The organism is Anaerococcus porci, from assembly GCF_034090325.1.
In the GTDB taxonomy this organism is placed as follows: domain Bacteria; phylum Bacillota; class Clostridia; order Tissierellales; family Peptoniphilaceae; genus Anaerococcus; species Anaerococcus porci.
This window is the reverse complement of sequence record NZ_JAXDSU010000073.1, coordinates 18,178-35,114: the sequence shown is the minus strand read 5'-3', so window position 1 is coordinate 35,114 and position 16,937 is coordinate 18,178. Positions and strand designations below refer to the sequence as shown.

The 16,937-nt window shown below is 30.8% G+C and carries 19 protein-coding genes; 3 read left to right on the top strand and 16 right to left on the bottom strand.

All coding sequences use genetic code 11. From position 1 onward, the window contains the following. Nucleotides 1-375: helix-turn-helix domain-containing protein (locus SOR60_RS08070; protein WP_320595648.1), on the top strand; the 375-nt coding region annotated here is incomplete at its 5' end. A 71-nt stretch (nucleotides 376-446) separates the two neighbouring features. Beyond that, complete coding sequence (locus SOR60_RS08065; protein WP_320595647.1) at nucleotides 447-1,181, top strand: hypothetical protein; 735 nt, start codon at nucleotides 447-449, stop codon at nucleotides 1,179-1,181. Between the two features lie 222 nt (nucleotides 1,182-1,403). On the opposite strand, the gene guaA is transcribed toward SOR60_RS08065, so the two are convergent. The 16 genes from guaA to SOR60_RS07985 all read right to left on the bottom strand — a co-directional run bounded on the left by guaA (nucleotide 1,404) and on the right by SOR60_RS07985 (nucleotide 15,987). Continuing rightward, entirely contained in the window at nucleotides 1,404-2,939 is a 1,536-nt protein-coding gene (gene guaA / locus SOR60_RS08060; RefSeq protein ID WP_176269837.1) for a glutamine-hydrolyzing GMP synthase, read from the bottom strand. An 8-nt stretch (nucleotides 2,940-2,947) separates the two neighbouring features. Next, a complete protein-coding gene (locus SOR60_RS08055; RefSeq protein WP_176269838.1) occupies nucleotides 2,948-3,463 on the bottom strand; it encodes a GNAT family N-acetyltransferase in 516 nt (171 codons plus the stop codon). Between the two features lie 61 nt (nucleotides 3,464-3,524). Beyond that, the gene (locus SOR60_RS08050; protein ID WP_320595646.1) at nucleotides 3,525-4,337 is read right to left on the bottom strand and encodes a pyruvate, water dikinase regulatory protein; all 813 of its coding nucleotides are present in this window, start codon (nucleotides 4,335-4,337) and stop codon (nucleotides 3,525-3,527) included. 8 nt (nucleotides 4,338-4,345) lie between these two features. Beyond that, nucleotides 4,346-6,415, bottom strand: coding sequence for a glycine--tRNA ligase subunit beta (glyS, locus tag SOR60_RS08045; RefSeq protein WP_320595645.1), 2,070 nt, complete (start codon nucleotides 6,413-6,415; stop codon nucleotides 4,346-4,348). Continuing rightward, nucleotides 6,415-7,290, bottom strand: coding sequence for a glycine--tRNA ligase subunit alpha (gene glyQ, locus SOR60_RS08040; protein ID WP_154541728.1), 876 nt, complete (start codon nucleotides 7,288-7,290; stop codon nucleotides 6,415-6,417). Before glyQ ends, glyS begins: the two co-directional genes overlap by 1 nt. Nucleotides 7,291-7,301: 11 nt before the next feature. Further along, nucleotides 7,302-8,051, bottom strand: coding sequence for a DNA repair protein RecO (recO, locus tag SOR60_RS08035; protein ID WP_154541726.1), 750 nt, complete (start codon nucleotides 8,049-8,051; stop codon nucleotides 7,302-7,304). After that, the gene (gene era, locus SOR60_RS08030) at nucleotides 8,038-8,919 is read right to left on the bottom strand and encodes a GTPase Era (RefSeq protein WP_154541724.1); all 882 of its coding nucleotides are present in this window, start codon (nucleotides 8,917-8,919) and stop codon (nucleotides 8,038-8,040) included. The genes recO and era overlap by 14 nt, the downstream gene beginning before the upstream one ends. Further along, on the bottom strand, nucleotides 8,916-9,317 hold the full coding sequence (gene cdd / locus SOR60_RS08025; RefSeq protein ID WP_154541722.1) for a cytidine deaminase: 402 nt from the start codon (nucleotides 9,315-9,317) through the stop codon (nucleotides 8,916-8,918). Before cdd ends, era begins: the two co-directional genes overlap by 4 nt. Continuing rightward, a complete protein-coding gene (locus SOR60_RS08020) occupies nucleotides 9,314-10,132 on the bottom strand; it encodes a diacylglycerol kinase (RefSeq protein WP_176269842.1) in 819 nt (272 codons plus the stop codon). Before SOR60_RS08020 ends, cdd begins: the two co-directional genes overlap by 4 nt. Further along, on the bottom strand, nucleotides 10,129-10,593 hold the full coding sequence (gene ybeY / locus SOR60_RS08015; RefSeq protein ID WP_320595644.1) for an rRNA maturation RNase YbeY: 465 nt from the start codon (nucleotides 10,591-10,593) through the stop codon (nucleotides 10,129-10,131). The genes SOR60_RS08020 and ybeY overlap by 4 nt, the downstream gene beginning before the upstream one ends. Continuing rightward, the gene (locus tag SOR60_RS08010) at nucleotides 10,562-11,521 is read right to left on the bottom strand and encodes a PhoH family protein (protein WP_176269855.1); all 960 of its coding nucleotides are present in this window, start codon (nucleotides 11,519-11,521) and stop codon (nucleotides 10,562-10,564) included. Before SOR60_RS08010 ends, ybeY begins: the two co-directional genes overlap by 32 nt. Before the next feature lie 113 nt (nucleotides 11,522-11,634). Next, nucleotides 11,635-12,066, bottom strand: coding sequence for a hypothetical protein (locus SOR60_RS08005; RefSeq protein ID WP_320595643.1), 432 nt, complete (start codon nucleotides 12,064-12,066; stop codon nucleotides 11,635-11,637). Then, nucleotides 12,066-13,007: a flotillin-like protein FloA gene (gene floA, locus SOR60_RS08000; RefSeq protein ID WP_154541714.1), complete on the bottom strand. Its 942-nt coding sequence runs from the start codon at nucleotides 13,005-13,007 to the stop codon at nucleotides 12,066-12,068. Before floA ends, SOR60_RS08005 begins: the two co-directional genes overlap by 1 nt. Further along, nucleotides 13,007-13,630, bottom strand: coding sequence for an NfeD family protein (locus tag SOR60_RS07995; RefSeq protein WP_154541712.1), 624 nt, complete (start codon nucleotides 13,628-13,630; stop codon nucleotides 13,007-13,009). The genes floA and SOR60_RS07995 overlap by 1 nt, the downstream gene beginning before the upstream one ends. A gap of 110 nt (nucleotides 13,631-13,740) precedes the next feature. After that, nucleotides 13,741-14,760, bottom strand: a complete 1,020-nt coding sequence (fni, locus tag SOR60_RS07990) for a type 2 isopentenyl-diphosphate Delta-isomerase (protein WP_176269844.1) — start codon at nucleotides 14,758-14,760, stop codon at nucleotides 13,741-13,743. Between the two features lie 9 nt (nucleotides 14,761-14,769). Further along, nucleotides 14,770-15,987 carry an LCP family protein gene (locus SOR60_RS07985; RefSeq protein WP_154541708.1) on the bottom strand — a complete coding sequence of 406 codons (1,218 nt, stop codon included), beginning with the start codon at nucleotides 15,985-15,987 and terminating at the stop codon, nucleotides 14,770-14,772. 81 nt (nucleotides 15,988-16,068) lie between these two features. On the opposite strand from SOR60_RS07985, the gene SOR60_RS07980 reads away from it, so the two are divergent. Next, nucleotides 16,069-16,899: a Cof-type HAD-IIB family hydrolase gene (locus tag SOR60_RS07980; protein ID WP_154541706.1), complete on the top strand. Its 831-nt coding sequence runs from the start codon at nucleotides 16,069-16,071 to the stop codon at nucleotides 16,897-16,899. The last annotated feature ends 38 nt before the right edge of the window (nucleotides 16,900-16,937 follow it).

Sequence of the window (16,937 nt, the reverse complement as noted above, 5' to 3'; positions counted from 1 at the left end):
ATTAAGTCTGGTTTGACAGATGCTGCTATAAGAAATTACGAGCTTGGAAATAGATCTCCAAGTAAAGAACAATTACAAAAAATATCTGAAGCACTTGATTGTGATATATCAGCATTAATTAATCATGAACCTAATTCTATTTTTGAAATAATGCATATAATTTTTGATTATGAAAAAGATATGAAGTTTAGACCCTTAGCAGACGAAGGAGAAATTACTGGACTTTTATCAAATGATGTAGATTTCAATAATTTTCTTATAGAATGGAATGAGATGAGAAAGAAGCATTATAACGATGAGATAACAGACGAAGAATTTGAAGATTGGAAGTTATCTTACCCAAAAAAATCAAGATTTTTAAAGAAACATAGATAGAAAAATTAATAAAACAGAAGGAAATGATTACAATATCATTACTCAGTAAATTTAAATTTGTGGAGTTAAATATGAGACATAAAGTAACTAAAAACATGGATAAGAAAACATTATTGATAGTTTTAATTACAGGATTAATTATAACAAGTTTAGATGTTTTTTTTAATAAAATTTTGACGGGAGTATTAGCTGATTTAGTTCTTCCCGATACTCTAAAAAAATATTATAGCACATATACTATTGAGTCAAATGGAGTTAATATACCATTCCGTATGGAATATTTGACAAATAACGGAAAATTATTTGCATTTTGCAGTTCACTAAGTTCGATTTTTGTAGCTATAATTATATATATAATTATAAATGTGTTTGCTACAAAGTTCTACGAAAAATGTGATAAAGGCACTGTAAAAAGTATTACAAAAATCCTTGGATTAATTGTATTATTCCTCGGAATATTCACATTTACCTCTAAAGTAAATCCTAACAACAATATTGAAAAATATATTATAAAATTAGAGCCTAGTAGTTATTCTCAAAAATCTGATTCATTTGATGGTGACAAAGATAATATAATAGGTTATTTTAAGCCGTTAGATCTTGATGAAAAAAATAATTTAGTTGCTGTATATGAATCTCCTGTTTTAGAGTCAGCTCCAGTTTTAGAGAAGGATTGTGTTGGACGTTTTTTCGTTTATTCAATAAGGAATATCGATAAAATCAATAATTACTCAGAAATTATAACTATAATTCTTGGTATATATATTTTTGTATTGAACAAATTCCAGAAAGTACACCAACAATAAAAATCCTATTTTACTCAAATATCGACTAATAATATATGTATGAACGAAAAATAAAAAAAGACCGCAGCCTAAAGACTACGGTCTAATTTTTTGTCCAAATGTAAACCACTTGGAACTATTATTCAATTTATTCTTTTTTACTCCCAGTACCATTTGAGTACCAGTAGCCATTTTTTATTCTCTATATAGCTTGTAATTAAGCCATTTTAGAAAATTTTGCTACTATTCCCACTCAATGGTTCCTGGTGGTTTGCTTGTTATATCGTAGACTATTCTCCCAACTCCTCTTACTTCATTTATCATTCTATTTGAGAGGATTTGTTGTAGTTCGTATGGCATATCAAAAGCTTCTACTGTCATAGCATCTTTACTTGATACTGCTCTTACTACCACTACGTAGTCATAGCTTCTTTCATCTCCTTTTACTCCTACTGTTCTTAGTGGAGTAAATACTGTGAAGTATTGCCATATATCACGATCGAGGCCTGCGTTTTTAACTTCTTCTCTTAAGATTGCATCAGTTTCTCTTACTATCTCTAGTTTTTCTTCTGTTACATCTCCTAAGATCCTTATAGCAAGCCCTGGTCCTGGGAATGGTTGTCTCCATACCATTTCTTCTGGCACTCCTATACTTTCTCCAAGTGCCCTAACTTCGTCTTTAAAAAGCTCTCTTAATGGTTCTACTACCCCTTCAAAGAGCATTTCTTCTGGAAGTCCTCCAACATTGTGGTGGGATTTTATTACCGATCCCTTACCTTTTCCACTTTCTATAACGTCAGGATAAATTGTTCCTTGGACTAAGTATTTTGCATCTCCAAATTTCTTAGCCTCTCTTTCAAATACCTCTATAAAGTGATTTCCAATTATTTTTCTTTTTTCTTCTGGTTCTTCTACTCCCTTAAGTAACTCTAGAAATTCTTTGGAAGCATCTACCATTTTTACATTAAGACCAATTTTTTTATATTGTTCCATTACAGATTTTGCTTCATCTTTTCTTAAAAGACCATGATCTACGAAAATACATTGGAGATTATCTCCTATTGCCTTATGGACTAGGCTAGCAGCTATTGTTGAGTCTACTCCACCTGAAAGTCCACATATCATCTTCTCGCCCTTATATTCTTTCCTAATTTTTTCAATTGTTTCATGAGCGATGTCTTTCATAATCCATGACTTTTCTGCCTTACAGATATCTAATACGAAATTTTCAAGTATTTGAAATCCATATTCCGAATGGGCTACTTCTGGATGAAATTGTACCGCATAGATGCTTTTTTCTTCATTTTCAAATCCAGCTATAGGACAATTTAGTGACCAAGCTGTTTTTTTGAATCCTTCTTTAAGTTTTGTTACAGAGTCTCTATGGTTCATCCATATTATAGATTCTTGTGGAACTTCTTTATAAAGTGCTGATCTTTGGTCTACAAATAATGGGGTTTTTCCATATTCCCCTTTCTCAGACTGCTTTATCTCTCCACCAAAATGATAAGCTAGAGCCTGCATTCCATAGCATATTCCTAAAACTGGTACTCCCAAATCTAGAATTTCAGGGTTTAGCTTAAGACTTTCTTCGCTGTGAATTGATTGTGGTCCACCTGTAAGGATTATTCCACTTAAGTTTTCAAGATTAAGGCTTTTTAAGTCCACATCACAATCGTGTAGACTTGCATATACACCCATCTCCCTCACTCTTCTAACTATAAGCTGGTTGTATTGACCTCCGAAGTCCAATACCATTATTTCAGATTTTTTCTCCATAAATCCTCCTATATTTCTCCAAATATTGCAAAAAATTTCATATAGTCCAAATTATTTATTTGATAGTAGAAATATTTCTCATCTTCATCATACTTTTTTAAGGTCAAACTTTCTACAATAGTCTTGAAGGCGTTGTTTTTCTTATTTAACTTGGCGTAGACTTTTTTATATCCTCCCAAGGTAAAAAAATAATCCATTACTGCCTCAAATGCTTCTTTTCCATAGCCTCTATTTCTTAAAGACTTATTTATTATAGGATAAATCCTTACCCCATCTTCATGTTTTACAGCCTTTATGCATCCTATAGATTCATTGATACCTTGTTTAACTATGTGCCAAAAGTTTATTCCACTTTTATTTTCATAAGCAAGATTAATATCTTCTATAAACTCTTTTGGCTTATATTTATCACTTAGGTAGTAGAATTTTGGCTCTTTAAAAAACTCCATTTCCTTATTTAAGTCATCTTCTTCAAACTTTCTTATAATAAGTCTTCTTGATATTATAAGTTTAGTATTTTCCATAATCCTCCCTCATATAAAAAGAGTGTTGCAAAATGAACATATCCATTTGCAACATCGCTTTCTATGAAAAATTCTTCTTGTAATAGTCTAGTACTTCTGTAGCTGTTTGTTCAATTGTGTTAAAGGTCACATCTATTACCTTACAATCTAAATCTTCGAAAACACCCTTAGCATAATTAAGTTCTTTATTGATTCTATCTTTTTCAAAGTATTCGCTTTTTGCATCTATACCTAGACCTTTTGATCTATCTTCTCTTATTAGGGATAGTTTATCAGGGTCTATGGTAAGTCCTATAATTCTTTTAGGATCTACATCAAATAATTCTTCCGGAAGCCTAATCTCTGGTACCAAAGGGAGATTAAATACCTTATAGTCCTTGGTTGCTAAAAGCATTGTTACTGGTGTTTTTGATGTTCTTGATACACCTAAAAGTACTATATCAGCATCCTTTATTCCTCTTTTGTCTTTTCCATCATCATACTTTACAGCAAATTCTATAGATTCTATCATTGAAAAATAATCATCTGATAATTTTCTTGTAAGTCTTTTCTCTCTTAGGGCTTTTTGTCCTGTTACTTCTTCAAAAAGTGAAAGGGCAGGTCCTAGTACATCTATTACCCTTATATTTTCTTCTTTTGCCAAATCTTTGGTATATTCTTCTAGTTTTTTTTCTGCTATAGTTTGTACTATAATAGAATTTTCTGGAATTTTTTCGATTAGTTCATCTATTTTTTCCTTAGTATCAATATTTGATTTTCTACTTATCTTAATATTAACTTTTGGAAAATGTGTAGTAACTGATTTTATAAAAGTTTCTGCTGTTTCTCCTGTGGAATCACTGATTATATATACTTTTAATTCGGCTTGGGTCATATTATCTCCTATTTCACTAATTCCTTAATGCTAAATATACTTGATACTCTCAAAGCAAGTTTATTTAACAAGCTTAACCTATTATTTTTTACCCTTTCATCATCAACCATAACCATAGTACTATCTAAGTATTTGTTACCTATTTCTTTGGTCTTTAATATCTCATCTAAGGCTTTGAGATATAGTTTTTGACTTAAATATTTATCAGTTTCAATTTTTTCTATACAATCATAATATTCTTTTTCAAGCCCATCTTCAAGTTCTTCTCTATTTACTTCAGCATTTTTAAAATCTTTAGTAAAGTTATTTATCCTTGTAAGATAGTTTAGGTTATCTTCACTATCTTCATATTCTACAAATTTTTCTAAAGCCTTAACTTTTTCTATTACTTGAAGTATATTGGACTCCCCTGTTTCAAGTACTGCATTTACTATATCATACCTAAATCCTTTATCTATAAGCATATTTTTCAACCTATCTATAAAAAATTCCTTAATTTTATCAAGAGTTTTATCATAGTCAAAGGCTATTTCATTTTTATCAGTATAGACAAATAAACAATCTTTTACTAAATCTTTTAAATCAACATCAATTTTATTATCAGCTATGATATTAATAACCCCTATTGCAGACCTTCTTAATCCAAATGGATCTTGGCTACCTGTGACATATTTTTCTATTATATAAAGACCTGTAATTGTATCAATCTTATCAGCTATGGCTAAAACTATACCTGCGACTGATTTTGGAAGAGAATCTTCTGAACTTCTTGGTTTATATGCTTCTTCTATAGCCTGAGCTACTTGTTTATTTTCACCAGAATTTATTGCATATATTCTTCCCATAGTTCCTTGAAGCTCTGTGAATTCTATTACCATTTTAGTAACAAGGTCTGCCTTTGACAGATAAGCCGCCCTTGTAAGATTATCTAAAACATCATCTCCTAGCTTAAATTCATCTAGATAATTTTTAGATAAGGAAATTAATCTTTCTGTTTTTTGATGCATTGAGCCTAGACCTTCAAAGAAGGTAAGCCTATTTAAATCATCTACATATTCTTCTAATTTTTTCTTATTGTCTATATCATAGAAGAACTTAGCGTCTTCAAGTCTTGCTGTAAGTACTTTTTTATTTCCACTAATTACATTTTCCTTAGCATAGCTATCGCCATTTCTTACTAAAAGAAAATATGGCATTAGATTTTCATTATCATCTACTATCGGAAAATATCTTTGATGATCTTTCATTGGTGTAATTACAACTTCTTTTGGAAGTTTTAAATATTCATTGTCTATCTCCCCTATTAATACTGTAGGATATTCAACTATATTTATAACTTCTTCCAATAAGTCTTCATCTTTTAGAAAGTGGCCTCCTATTTCTTTGGCGTACCTATTTAGACCTCTAAGGATAGTATCACGTCTTTCCTTGTATGAAAGAATTACATAGTTTTCTCTAAGTAGGTTTAGATAATTATCTATCTTATCTACTACAAACTCATCTTTACCCAATACCCTATGTCCTTTTGATGTATTTGATACTTTGATTCCTTCTGCTTCAAATTCTAAAACTTCATCATCTAATAGTGATAGGAAATATCTTATAGGTCTTGCAAACCTTATCGACTTTCCACCCCATCTCATTGATCTAGGAAAATTTAGACCCTTTACAAGCTCATATACATTTTTCTTAAGTACGTCTTCAACTGATTGGCTTTCTTCCTTTTTTTCTATGTATACATAATCTTCACCTTTAAAATCTTTGATTATAACATCAGAAAGTTCTGCCTTTTGCCCTTTAAGAAAGCCTAAAAGTGGTTTTTTAGGATTACCATCTTCGTCATAGGATATTTTTTTGGAAGGTCCCTTAACAGAAATCAATTCTTTTGATATATTTTCACTAAGTCCTTCAAGTAAAATTGCAAATCTTCTAGGTGTAGATTCGACCTTAATTTTATCAAGGTTTAATTTATTTTCTTTTACTAAGTTTTTAAATTTTTCCTCAAGTTGTTTTTTGGTTGAATTTATATAGGCTGATGGAAATTCTTCAACGCCAATTTCTAATAAATATTTGCTCATTACTTATCCTTTCTTAAAAGGGGGTATCCAAGTTCTTCTCTTTTTTCTATATAGGATTTGGCAACCTTACTAGATATGTCCCTTACTCTTTTTATATAGTGACTTCTTTCACTTGCAGATATAGCTCCCATTGCATCTAAAGTATTGAAAGTATGTGATGATTTTAATACATTGTCATATGCAGGATATACAAGTCCCTTGTCAATTAACCTATTTGCTTCTTTCTCATATATATCAAATAGATTATGCATCACTTCACTGTCTGCATCTTCAAAAGAGTATTTAGAATTTTCATATTCTGGAATTTTAAAGACATCTTCATATTTTAGATTTTCTGACCACTTGATATCAAATACATTATCCACATTTTGTAGATACATACATACTCTTTCAAGCCCCATGGTAATCTCTCCACTTTCAAGCTCGCAGTTTATACCTCCTACTTGTTGGAAGTAAGTAAATTGGGTAATCTCCATTCCATCAAGCCATACTTCCCAACCTAGTCCCCAAGCTCCAAGAGTTGGTGATTGCCAATTATCTTCTACAAATCTTATATCATGTTCCTTTGGATCAATTCCAATAACTTCAAGACTTTTTAAATATAAGTCTTGGATATTTTCTGGAGTTGGCTTTAATAAAACTTGTAATTGGTGGTGTTGGTAGAGTCTATTTGGATTTTCTCCATACCTACCATCAGCTGGTCTTCTTGATGGTTCCACATAAACTACCTTCCAAGGTTCTTTCCCCAAACTTCTTAAAAAAGTATGAGGATTCATTGTTCCTGCTCCCTTTTCTACATCATAAGGTAACATGAAAGCACATCCTTGGCCTTTCCAATATTCAATTAATTTTAACATTAAGTCTTCGAAATACATTACATCTCCTATTATTTCATAACCCATTCTAGGGAAGAAAATTTTTTAATATCTAAACATTCCAAACAATAATCAATTATTAATTTGGATATTTTTTTCTTATCTATGGAAATATCAATCTGACTTACCTCAACACTTGGTGTATATAACAACTTTAGTATATACAAGTACTCATCTCTACTGATATATATCCTATCTCTTATATGTTTTTTACACCTATGGCATATTAGTCCTCCATTTTCTATAGAAAAGAAGGCAGAGTTTGGATTTATTTTTTCTCCACAATAAGAGCAATCTTTTAAGTTTGGTTTAAAACCTGAAAAAGATATGTACTTTAATAAAAAGCAAAGAAAAATATTTAGGTAATTTTCACTTGCTTTTTCAAAGCTCTCCCAGCTTGTATCTATTAAATTATAAACAAAATCCCTTTGATCTAAGTCAATAGTCCTTAATAATAAATCACAGATAGCTGATTTATATATTATTATATCAAAATTCTTATTAGATTTCGAATAAGAATTGATAAGACTTGCATCTTTTATACCATAAAACCTATCCCCTGACCTATAAAGATTATAAGATGCCTTTACAAATCTTTGTGTTGAAGATAAATTGCTATTTTTCTTATTTAATACTCCCTTTGCTATTATAGAAATCTTTCCCAAATCCTTGGCAAAAACTTCTATAATTTTGGAAGATTCCCTGTAGTTAAACTCTCTAAGTACAAAGGCTTCTATATTAGAATTATCATTTATATCCAAATCTTGTCACCAATTTTTGTTTTTTTCTCCAGTCCTTTTCTACCTTAACCCAAAGTTTAAGGTTAATCTTACTATCCATAAAAGTTTCAATCTCTGGCCTTGCCTTCATACCAATAGTCTTTATCTTTTGGCCATTTTTCCCAATAACTATTTCCTTATGGGTAGTTCTTTCAACAATTATAGTTGCATATATATCATAAAGATTTTTATTTTCTCTTTTTTTAAAATCATCTATCCTAACAAATATACCATGAGGTATTTCATTATTAAGGCTTTGAAGAGCTTTCTCTCTTATAATTTCTGATACAATAAATCTTTCATTTTTATCTGTAATCATATCACTAGGATAGTAGAGCGGACCTTCATCTAACATCTCTTTTATAATTTCTATATACTTATCAATATTTTCATCATTAAGTGCAGATATTGGAATTATATAGTCAAACATATTTAGACCTATATAGGTTTTTTTTATTTGGTCAATCTCACCCTCATCTAATAAATCACATTTATTTATAAGTAATACTTTTGGTCTATTTACTTTTTCTAAAAGCTTTAGTATCATTTTATCAAGCCTTCCTATTGAAAGGGAATTGTCTACTATAAAGGTAACTATATCTGAATCTTTTAGGCTTTCTTCTGATACTTCAAGCAAGTGTTCTTGTAGCTTATTTCTAGGTGTTTGTATACCTGGTGTATCTAGAAAAATAATTTGAGAATTTTCATCATTATATATTATTTTTATCTCATCTCTTGTAGTTTGAGGCTTGTTTGATATTATAGAAATCTTTTCACCCAAAATCTTTTCCATTAGGGTTGATTTCCCTACATTTGCCCTTCCTACTACTGATACAAATCCTGATTTCATTTATCCTCCAAGTCTTTTTTTGAAAAGTTGTATGGAAGAAAATCACTTATACCATAAACTTTATAATCATCTACACTATTTGCTATTACTATCTTTGAATCATCATCTAAAAATTCACTCATAAATTGCCTACAAGTGCCACAGGGAAAGGTCAAATCACTATCACCTGTAATTACTATTGTATCTATATCCCTATCTCCTTCACTTATAGCTGATGATAAGGCACTTCTTTCAGCACAAAGCGTTACCGAATAGGCTGCATTTTCTATATTTACACCCTTATAGATATTTCCATTCTTTGTCAAAACTACGCTTGATACTCTAAATTTTGAATAGGGTGAATATGAATTTTTCTTATTATCTATAGCAATTTTAATTAATTCTTTGATCTCTTTCATGAAAATACTCCAAATACAAATAAAGCAAAGGCTGTTCCTAATATAGCTCCTCTAATAATTTCTGGAAGAGAGTGGATATTTGCCTCAAAACGACTTTCTGCAACTATTATGGCAAGACCATAAAATACAAATATAAGCAAACCTTCTTCAACTCTCATAGCTCCTATGGTTGCTAGAGCGAAGGCAACAGATGTATGACCTGATGCAAATCCCCCATGGAAAGCAGTTCCATGTCCCTTATAAAAAATCCCTTTTAAGAATATAGTAAAAATAATTACTATAGAAATAGTTATAAGGGCAAGGTGAGATGGTCTTCTTGAAATCCTAAGTACAACTGAAGATGAAAAGTTTGCAACTTTATCAAAGAAAACTAGATAAGCTACAAAAAGTGTATTTAAGGCCGATACAAAGGTTGCAGCAGCCGATAAATCCTTACTTGCCTTAGCAATTTTCGACTTTTTTCCTCCACCTGCAAGGTTTACTGCCTGTTCCAACGATGTATTCATAAGCTCACATGATATTACAAAGGCAATAGATAAGACTAAAAACATCATCTCAATCCTTGATACATTCAAAAACAAGGATACAAGTAGAACAAGGATAGAAGCTAAAATATGAAATTTCATATTCTTTTCATTATTTATAGCAAAAACCAAACCTTCAAAGGCATAATCAAAACCTTTTACAAACTTTTCCCCTGGTCCTTTTGGTTCTGGCTTATACTTTAGCTTTTCATCTTCTCTTTCTTTCTCTTCTTTTAACTCTTTTTTGACCTGGACCTTAATCTCTTCAATAAGTTGTTTTTCATCTTTCATTTGAATACTCCAAGATTTTTCATAACTTCTTTTTCACATTCTCTCATAAGCTTTTTATCAGCTTCATCTATATGATCATATCCTAAAAGATGAAGCATGGAGTGGCAAGTAAGATACATTATTTCTCTTTCAAAACTATGACCTAAGTATTGCGCTTGGTTTTTTGCTATATCTACACAAATTATGACATCTCCAAGCATAAGATAGTCCTTTTCTAATATTTTTTCTATATCTTCATTGGCAAAATCTTCTATAGGAAAAGATAAGACATCTGTTGGATTATCAACATTCCTATATTCTTTGTTAAGACTATGGATTGTATCACTATCTACAAAACTTAGCGAGATTTCACACTTAGACTCATCTATATCTTTAACTCTTAAAACTTCTTTTATAACTTTTTCAAGTGTTTTTTGAAGATTTATATCTTCATTCGTTTGATTGTCTATCAGTAGATTCATCTTTTTTCATTCTTTCTCTTTTATTATCATCCTTTTCATAGGCTTCAATAATTCTTTGAACTAGAGGGTGTCTTACTACATCTATTGAAGTAAATTCCATAAATTCAATTCCTTTAACACCTTTTAGGATTCTAGATGCTGACTTAAGTCCAGAGTTTTTACCTCTTGGAAGATCTATTTGTGTAATATCTCCCGTAATAATTGCCTTTGACCCATAACCAAGTCTTGTCAAAAACATCTTCATTTGTTCATATGTTGTATTTTGAGCCTCATCTAATATTACAAATGAATTGTCCAAAGTTCTACCCCTCATATAAGCTAAAGGTGCTACTTCTATAACTCCCTTTTCTACTAGATTTTGGTAAGTTTCAAAGCCAAATATTTCAAAAAGAGCATCATAAAGTGGTCTAAGATATGGATCTACCTTATCTTGAAGATCACCTGGCAAAAAACCTAGACTCTCCCCTGCTTCTACCGCTGGACGGGTTAATATTATCCTATTTATTTCATTTGCCTTAAAGGCTTTTATTGCCATAGCAACAGCTAGGTAGGTTTTGCCAGTTCCAGCAGGTCCTATGCCAAACACCACATCTTTTTCTTTTATCATATTTATATATGACTTTTGACCTAATGTTTTTGGTTTTATAGGCTTTCCACTTGCAGTTGTTACTATAATATCATCAAGAGATGATTTTATTACATCCTTATTTTCACGAACAAGCATATCAGCATGATATTTTAGAGATTGAAAATCTATTATTCCATCTTTTTTTACTACTTCTAGAACTTGCCTTATAAGCTCTTTTACTAAGTCTACATTTAACTTATCGCCCTTGACTGATATAATTCCATCTTCAGTTTTTATTTTTACATCAAACCTAGATTCCATATATTTTCTATTTTTATCAAAATTTCCAAATAAACTCATCAATAAATCTGTATTATTTACTTCTATAATCTCTTTTATTTTAATCACTCCTTATTTATATATTATACCATCTTAAGCATATAAAGAAAAAGATGAGATACTCACCTAGTAACTCATCTTTTTGATTTTGGCTTAGCAATTATTTCCGAATAAATAATAGCCTTTTTTAGCTCACTTTTCTTAATTTTGCTTTTCTTTTTCTTATATATGTCAGAACTTTTATCATCTATACTCTTAGAGTGTTTTTTTTGAAGTTTTTCCTTTAACTCTCTTTGTTTTTCTAAATTATTCCTTATCTTATCTCTAACCTTAGAATCTTCATTTTTTGAAGTTTTTTCCTTAATTTCTTTTAATTTCTTTTCAATATTTGACTCAATAAATTTTTTAGTGAACTTTTTACTATTTTCCTTAGGTAAAGACTTATTTAGCTCTTTTTTGACTTCTTTAATCCATTTGTCATATTCTGGAATTTCTCCACCTTTATTACCTGACTTTTCAAGCTCATAACCTAGTTTTGAAAATCCATCCTTTACTTTATCAAACATTAGAATTCTTCTCTATCATCTGAATCTGATATTGAGTTTCTCATTTGAGTATCAGCGATGATATTTTTCATATTATAATAATCAAGAACTCCTAAGTTTCCACTTTCAAGAGCCTTAGCTATAGATAGAGGAACTTTAGATTGGGCTTCTACAAGCTTGGCCTTATTTTCTTGTTCAAGAGCAACCGCTTGGGCACGTCTTTCTTCTGCCTTAGCTTGAGCGATGTTTTTATCGGCTTCTGCTTGGTCTTTTTGAAGCTCTGCTCCTACATTTCTTCCTATATCTACATCTGCTATATCTATTGAAAGAATTTCAAAAGCTGTTCCTGAATCTAGTCCCTTTTCAAGCACTGTTTGGGATATATTATCAGGATTTTCTAAAACTTCTGAGTGAGACTCGCTTGAACCTACTGTTGTTACTATACCCTCTCCAACTCTTGCTATTATTGTTTCCTCACCTGCACCACCGACAAGTCTTTCAATATTTGCCCTTACAGTAACTTTGGCTATTACCTTAACCTCTATACCATTTCTTGCAACTGCTGCAATGGTTGGTGTGTTTATAACCTTTGGGTTTACTGAAACTTGGACTGCTTCAAATACATTTCTTCCTGCAAGATTCATTGCTGCTGCTTGTTGGAAAGTTAGGTCTATATTTGCTCTTTCTGCTGCAATTAAGGCGTCTACAACTTGGTTTACATCTCCTCCTGAAAGAAAATGACTTTCTAGGTCACTACTTGAAAGTTTGATTCCTGCTTGGTGGGATTTTATTAATGCATAGACTATATGCCTTGGATTAATTCTTCTAAATCTCATTGCAACTAAAGATACCATAGAAACTGGTACTCCAGATGATCTTGCTGTTATCCATAGTCCTACTGGAACCATGGTAAAAAACACAATTAATAATATTACAACCAATACTGGTATTACAAATGCCATTATTTAATCTCCTTTACAATTATATGTCCATCTTTTATCTCTACTACTTCTATTTGACTATCCTTTTTTATAAATTCGCTATTAGTCTTTGCATCATAGCTTCTACCATCTATTTCGATAAGACCTGTTGGTCTAAGTATTGTCTTGGCAAATCCTTTTGCACCAAGGAGATATTTGTAATCTTTCTTGGAGTTATAACCTCTTTCCTTTGTTTGCACATCCTTTAAGATTGTCCTATCAAATAATCTTGCAGAAAATCCAAGTCTTATAAAGACTGTCACACTTATAAAAACACTTGCTGCTGTTACAAAAAGAACCATAATTCCAAATAAAGAATTATTAAAGCTATCAAGAAGTGAATAAACCGTCAGTATAGAGCCTAAAATTCCTAATATACCAAAACCTGGTATAAAAAGCTCAAAAGCTAATAATAGTATACCTGATATAAAGGATAGGATAGTTAGCATGCTCGCATCTCCCCTGTCTATATTTGTCTTATAAAAAAATATAAAAAGTGCTAGGGCAATAAGTCCAAAAAGAAGCTTTTTGTCTGTAAAAAATACTGCCACTATACTTATAAAAGCAAGACTAAATGACAGGGCCAATATTATATCATAAGCCATATTACCTCCTTCCTAGATAATATTTATCTTGATTATTTAATACCCATTTTATTAAAAAACGAACTATTTATAATAAAATTTTTATCTAGTAAGAGTCATTTTTATAAATTTTATCCTTCTACAAGTTCTCTCAATCTTCCTGTAAGCTTGTATGGTGTTTTTTTCAATTCTTTTATATTTCTAACTCCAACAAGAGCCATGAATAGTTTTATCTTAACTTGTAATTCCTTTAAATACTTAAGGGCATAGTCATAGTCTCCCCTTAGTAGGTATGATAATATTTCCCCACTTACAGCTGTCATATCAGCCCCGAGTATTAAAGACTTACAAACATCAACGGAATTTCTTATTCCACCACTTGCTACCAAGAAAATATCATCAGCTACACTTCTTACATCAAGTATTGCCTTGGCTGTTGGTATACCCCAAGAATAAAATTCTGAATAATCCTTATCAAAGATTCTCATATCTTCAATCTCTATAAAGTTTGTTCCGCCTTTTCCAGCAACATCAATATACCTTACTCCTATATCATAAAGTTTTTGAGCTGCATCTTTGCTTATACCAAAGCCCACTTCTTTTACAAATAAAGGTACCCTTAAGCTCTTTACAACTTTTTTAAGGTTTTCAAAATTATTTGAAAAGTCCCTATCTCCTTCATCCATAACAAGCTCTTGAGCAATATTTAAGTGAGCTTGCATAGCATTTGCTCTTATAAGATCTTTGGCAAATTCAAAATTTTCAAGATTATTTTCCCAACCTAAGTTGCCAAGCTTTATGATATCATCTTTTTTACTTAAAAGACTAAAACTTGCCCTTGAATCTTCATCTTTTAAAGCAATAGCCTGACTTCCTACAGCCATTGGAATATTTATTTCCTTACATATATTAGATAAATCCTCATTGATATCTTCACTTATATCTGTTCCTCCCGTCATGGCATTTACCATAACCGGCATAGAAATTTTCTTTCCAAGAAATTCTACAGAAGTGTCAATATCATCGAAGTTAATATCACTTAAGGCGTTGTGTTCTACATATACATTATTTAAAAGAGTCTTTGACCTAAACTCTGCCCTAAGGTAATTTTCTATGTGTTGGTCTTTTCTTTCTCTTCTTTTTTCGTCCATATAAAATCCTTAATTATTATTCACATTATCTGTACTTTCTTCAACTTCATCTGCTGGCTCATCATTTTGTTCAGTTTTTGATATATCTTCTTTTGGTTTTTTCTCTTCAGGATTAGTATCAATTATTGAATTTTCTTCTGTTACATTTTTGTTTTGGATTTGATTTTCGTTTTGGATTTGCCCTTGATTTTTAATTTCATATTGATTTTGTCTTTCATCTTGATTTTTGCTTCCATCTTCGTTAGATTTATAATCATATCCTTCATTACTTTCATTGTCATAATTGAAGTTATCGTATTCATAATATCCACTATCTTCTTTTCGCCATCCACTTAATTTGTACTTTCCAAATACCTTATCAACCAATTCCCAGGTTTTTTCATAGTCTGGTATATAATAGCTTATTCCTTCAATATCATTTGCTACTCCTGGAACTGTATAAGTAGAAAATTTATCAGACGAAAATTTCGAAATATTTTGTGCAAAATCAAGCATTATGTTAAGTGGAACATTAGTTTTTACATACTTAAAATAAGATTCTACAAAGGTTGGCAAGTTCATGGTTTTAGATTTCCTAACCATTTCATTTACTATATTTTTCATAAATTCTTGCTGAGTAGAAACTCTTCCAAGATCTCCATTATTATAAATTTTTCTAGTTCTTAAATACCACAAAACGTCCATACCATTCATATTAGTCTTTCCTGGTCTAAGATGAACATCTCCATGGTCAATATTTATACCATCTGGAATTGTATATTCTACTCCACCCATAGCATCTACAATTTTAACCAAGGCATCATAGTTTATTTCAGCATAATAATCTATATCAAGACCTAAAAATTTTCTTAATGACTGAAGTGTAAGTTCTATTCCTCCATAGGCATGAGCATGATTTGCCTTGGTAAATTCTTCCCTAACCTTTATCCTTGAATCTCTAGGTATAGATAAAAGATCTATTTTACCAGTTTCAGAGTTTATCTTACAAAGCATTATGGTATCAGTCCTTGTAAAATCCGAGTTACCTTCATCATCTCCATTTACATCAACCCCTACCAAAAGCATCAAAATCTCATGAGGGACTTTTTGTTCCTTATTCTCATCCGCAGCTGCAAGGCCATAATTTGAAATATTTTTCTTATCTTGTAACTTATTTAAGATAGCATTAGATCCGAAATATGTTATGGCTATAACTAAAATACTAACTAAAAATCTTTTAAACTTCATCATAACTCCTTCTTATCTTGTAATTATAGCATAGTTGTTACATAAATAAAATAAAATTTACAAGTATGGTATAATTATCTTATGATTAGACTAATTACTATAGATATAGACGGTACTCTTTTAACATCAACTAGGAGTCTGCCGAAAAAAAACAAAGAAATGATTTTAAAAGCAAAGTCGATGGGCTGTCACATAGCCCTTGTTAGTGGAAGACCTTTTTCTGGGATTTTACCTTATGTAAAAGAACTTGACCTTGAAGGTGAAGGTCACTTTTCTATCTCCCAAAATGGATCATATATTTTTGACAACCACACTAAGGAGATTATTACAGGAACCTATCAATATCCCAAAGACCTTATTCTACTTGATAGGGCCCTAGAAAAGTTTAAAGTTCAAATCTCAGCTATGGATGATAAAAGTTTTTACACAAGACACAAAAATCCCAATATTTTAACAAGACTTGATTCTTTTATCACAAAACTTAAATTACAAAAAATTAATTATAACAACCTTGATAAGAATAAAACTTTTGGTAGATTTTTAATAATGGGTTGGCCTTGGAATATAGAGAAAGTGATGAATAATATGCCAAAAGTTGTAGATGATAATTTTTACTATGTAAAGACTGCCCCTATCCTTATAGAAGTAATGAATCCAAAAACAAACAAGGGACATGCTATTAAACTAATGAGTGAAAAATTAGGCTTTGCACTTGATGAAATAATGGCAATTGGAAATGAAATGAATGATATACCTATGCTTGAAATGGCAGGCTTTGCTGTAGCTATGGAAAATTCCAACGACTTATTAAAACCTCATTCTGACTTTGTTACAAAGTCAAATAATAAGGCAGGTGTAGGATATGCTATTAAAAGACTTATAGAAAATAATTTTGAAAAATATACAAACTAAAAAGAGAGTGATTTTGAATTGAACCTATCAATCTGGAA

Bases quoted from the DNA above. Each gene is read 5' to 3' on its own strand.
- SOR60_RS08010 (WP_176269855.1), bottom strand. From the start codon at position 11,521: ATGAGTTTATTTGGAAATTTTGATAAAAATAGAAAATATATGGAATCT.
- SOR60_RS08020 (WP_176269842.1), bottom strand. From the start codon at position 10,132: ATGAAAGATGAAAAACAACTTATTGAAGAGATTAAGGTCCAGGTCAAA.
- SOR60_RS07985 (WP_154541708.1), bottom strand. From the start codon at position 15,987: ATGAAGTTTAAAAGATTTTTAGTTAGTATTTTAGTTATAGCCATAACA.
- SOR60_RS08050 (WP_320595646.1), bottom strand. From the start codon at position 4,337: ATGACCCAAGCCGAATTAAAAGTATATATAATCAGTGATTCCACAGGA.
- glyS (WP_320595645.1), bottom strand. From the start codon at position 6,415: ATGAGCAAATATTTATTAGAAATTGGCGTTGAAGAATTTCCATCAGCC.
- glyQ (WP_154541728.1), bottom strand. From the start codon at position 7,290: ATGTATTTCGAAGACTTAATGTTAAAATTAATTGAATATTGGAAAGGC.
- cdd (WP_154541722.1), bottom strand. From the start codon at position 9,317: ATGAAAGAGATCAAAGAATTAATTAAAATTGCTATAGATAATAAGAAA.
- guaA (WP_176269837.1), bottom strand. From the start codon at position 2,939: ATGGAGAAAAAATCTGAAATAATGGTATTGGACTTCGGAGGTCAATAC.
- era (WP_154541724.1), bottom strand. From the start codon at position 8,919: ATGAAATCAGGATTTGTATCAGTAGTAGGAAGGGCAAATGTAGGGAAA.
- SOR60_RS08065 (WP_320595647.1), top strand. From the start codon at position 447: ATGAGACATAAAGTAACTAAAAACATGGATAAGAAAACATTATTGATA.
- SOR60_RS07980 (WP_154541706.1), top strand. From the start codon at position 16,069: ATGATTAGACTAATTACTATAGATATAGACGGTACTCTTTTAACATCA.
- SOR60_RS07995 (WP_154541712.1), bottom strand. From the start codon at position 13,630: ATGGCTTATGATATAATATTGGCCCTGTCATTTAGTCTTGCTTTTATA.
- floA (WP_154541714.1), bottom strand. From the start codon at position 13,007: ATGGCATTTGTAATACCAGTATTGGTTGTAATATTATTAATTGTGTTT.
- ybeY (WP_320595644.1), bottom strand. From the start codon at position 10,593: ATGAATCTACTGATAGACAATCAAACGAATGAAGATATAAATCTTCAA.
- SOR60_RS08055 (WP_176269838.1), bottom strand. From the start codon at position 3,463: ATGGAAAATACTAAACTTATAATATCAAGAAGACTTATTATAAGAAAG.
- SOR60_RS08005 (WP_320595643.1), bottom strand. From the start codon at position 12,066: ATGTTTGATAAAGTAAAGGATGGATTTTCAAAACTAGGTTATGAGCTT.
- fni (WP_176269844.1), bottom strand. From the start codon at position 14,760: ATGGACGAAAAAAGAAGAGAAAGAAAAGACCAACACATAGAAAATTAC.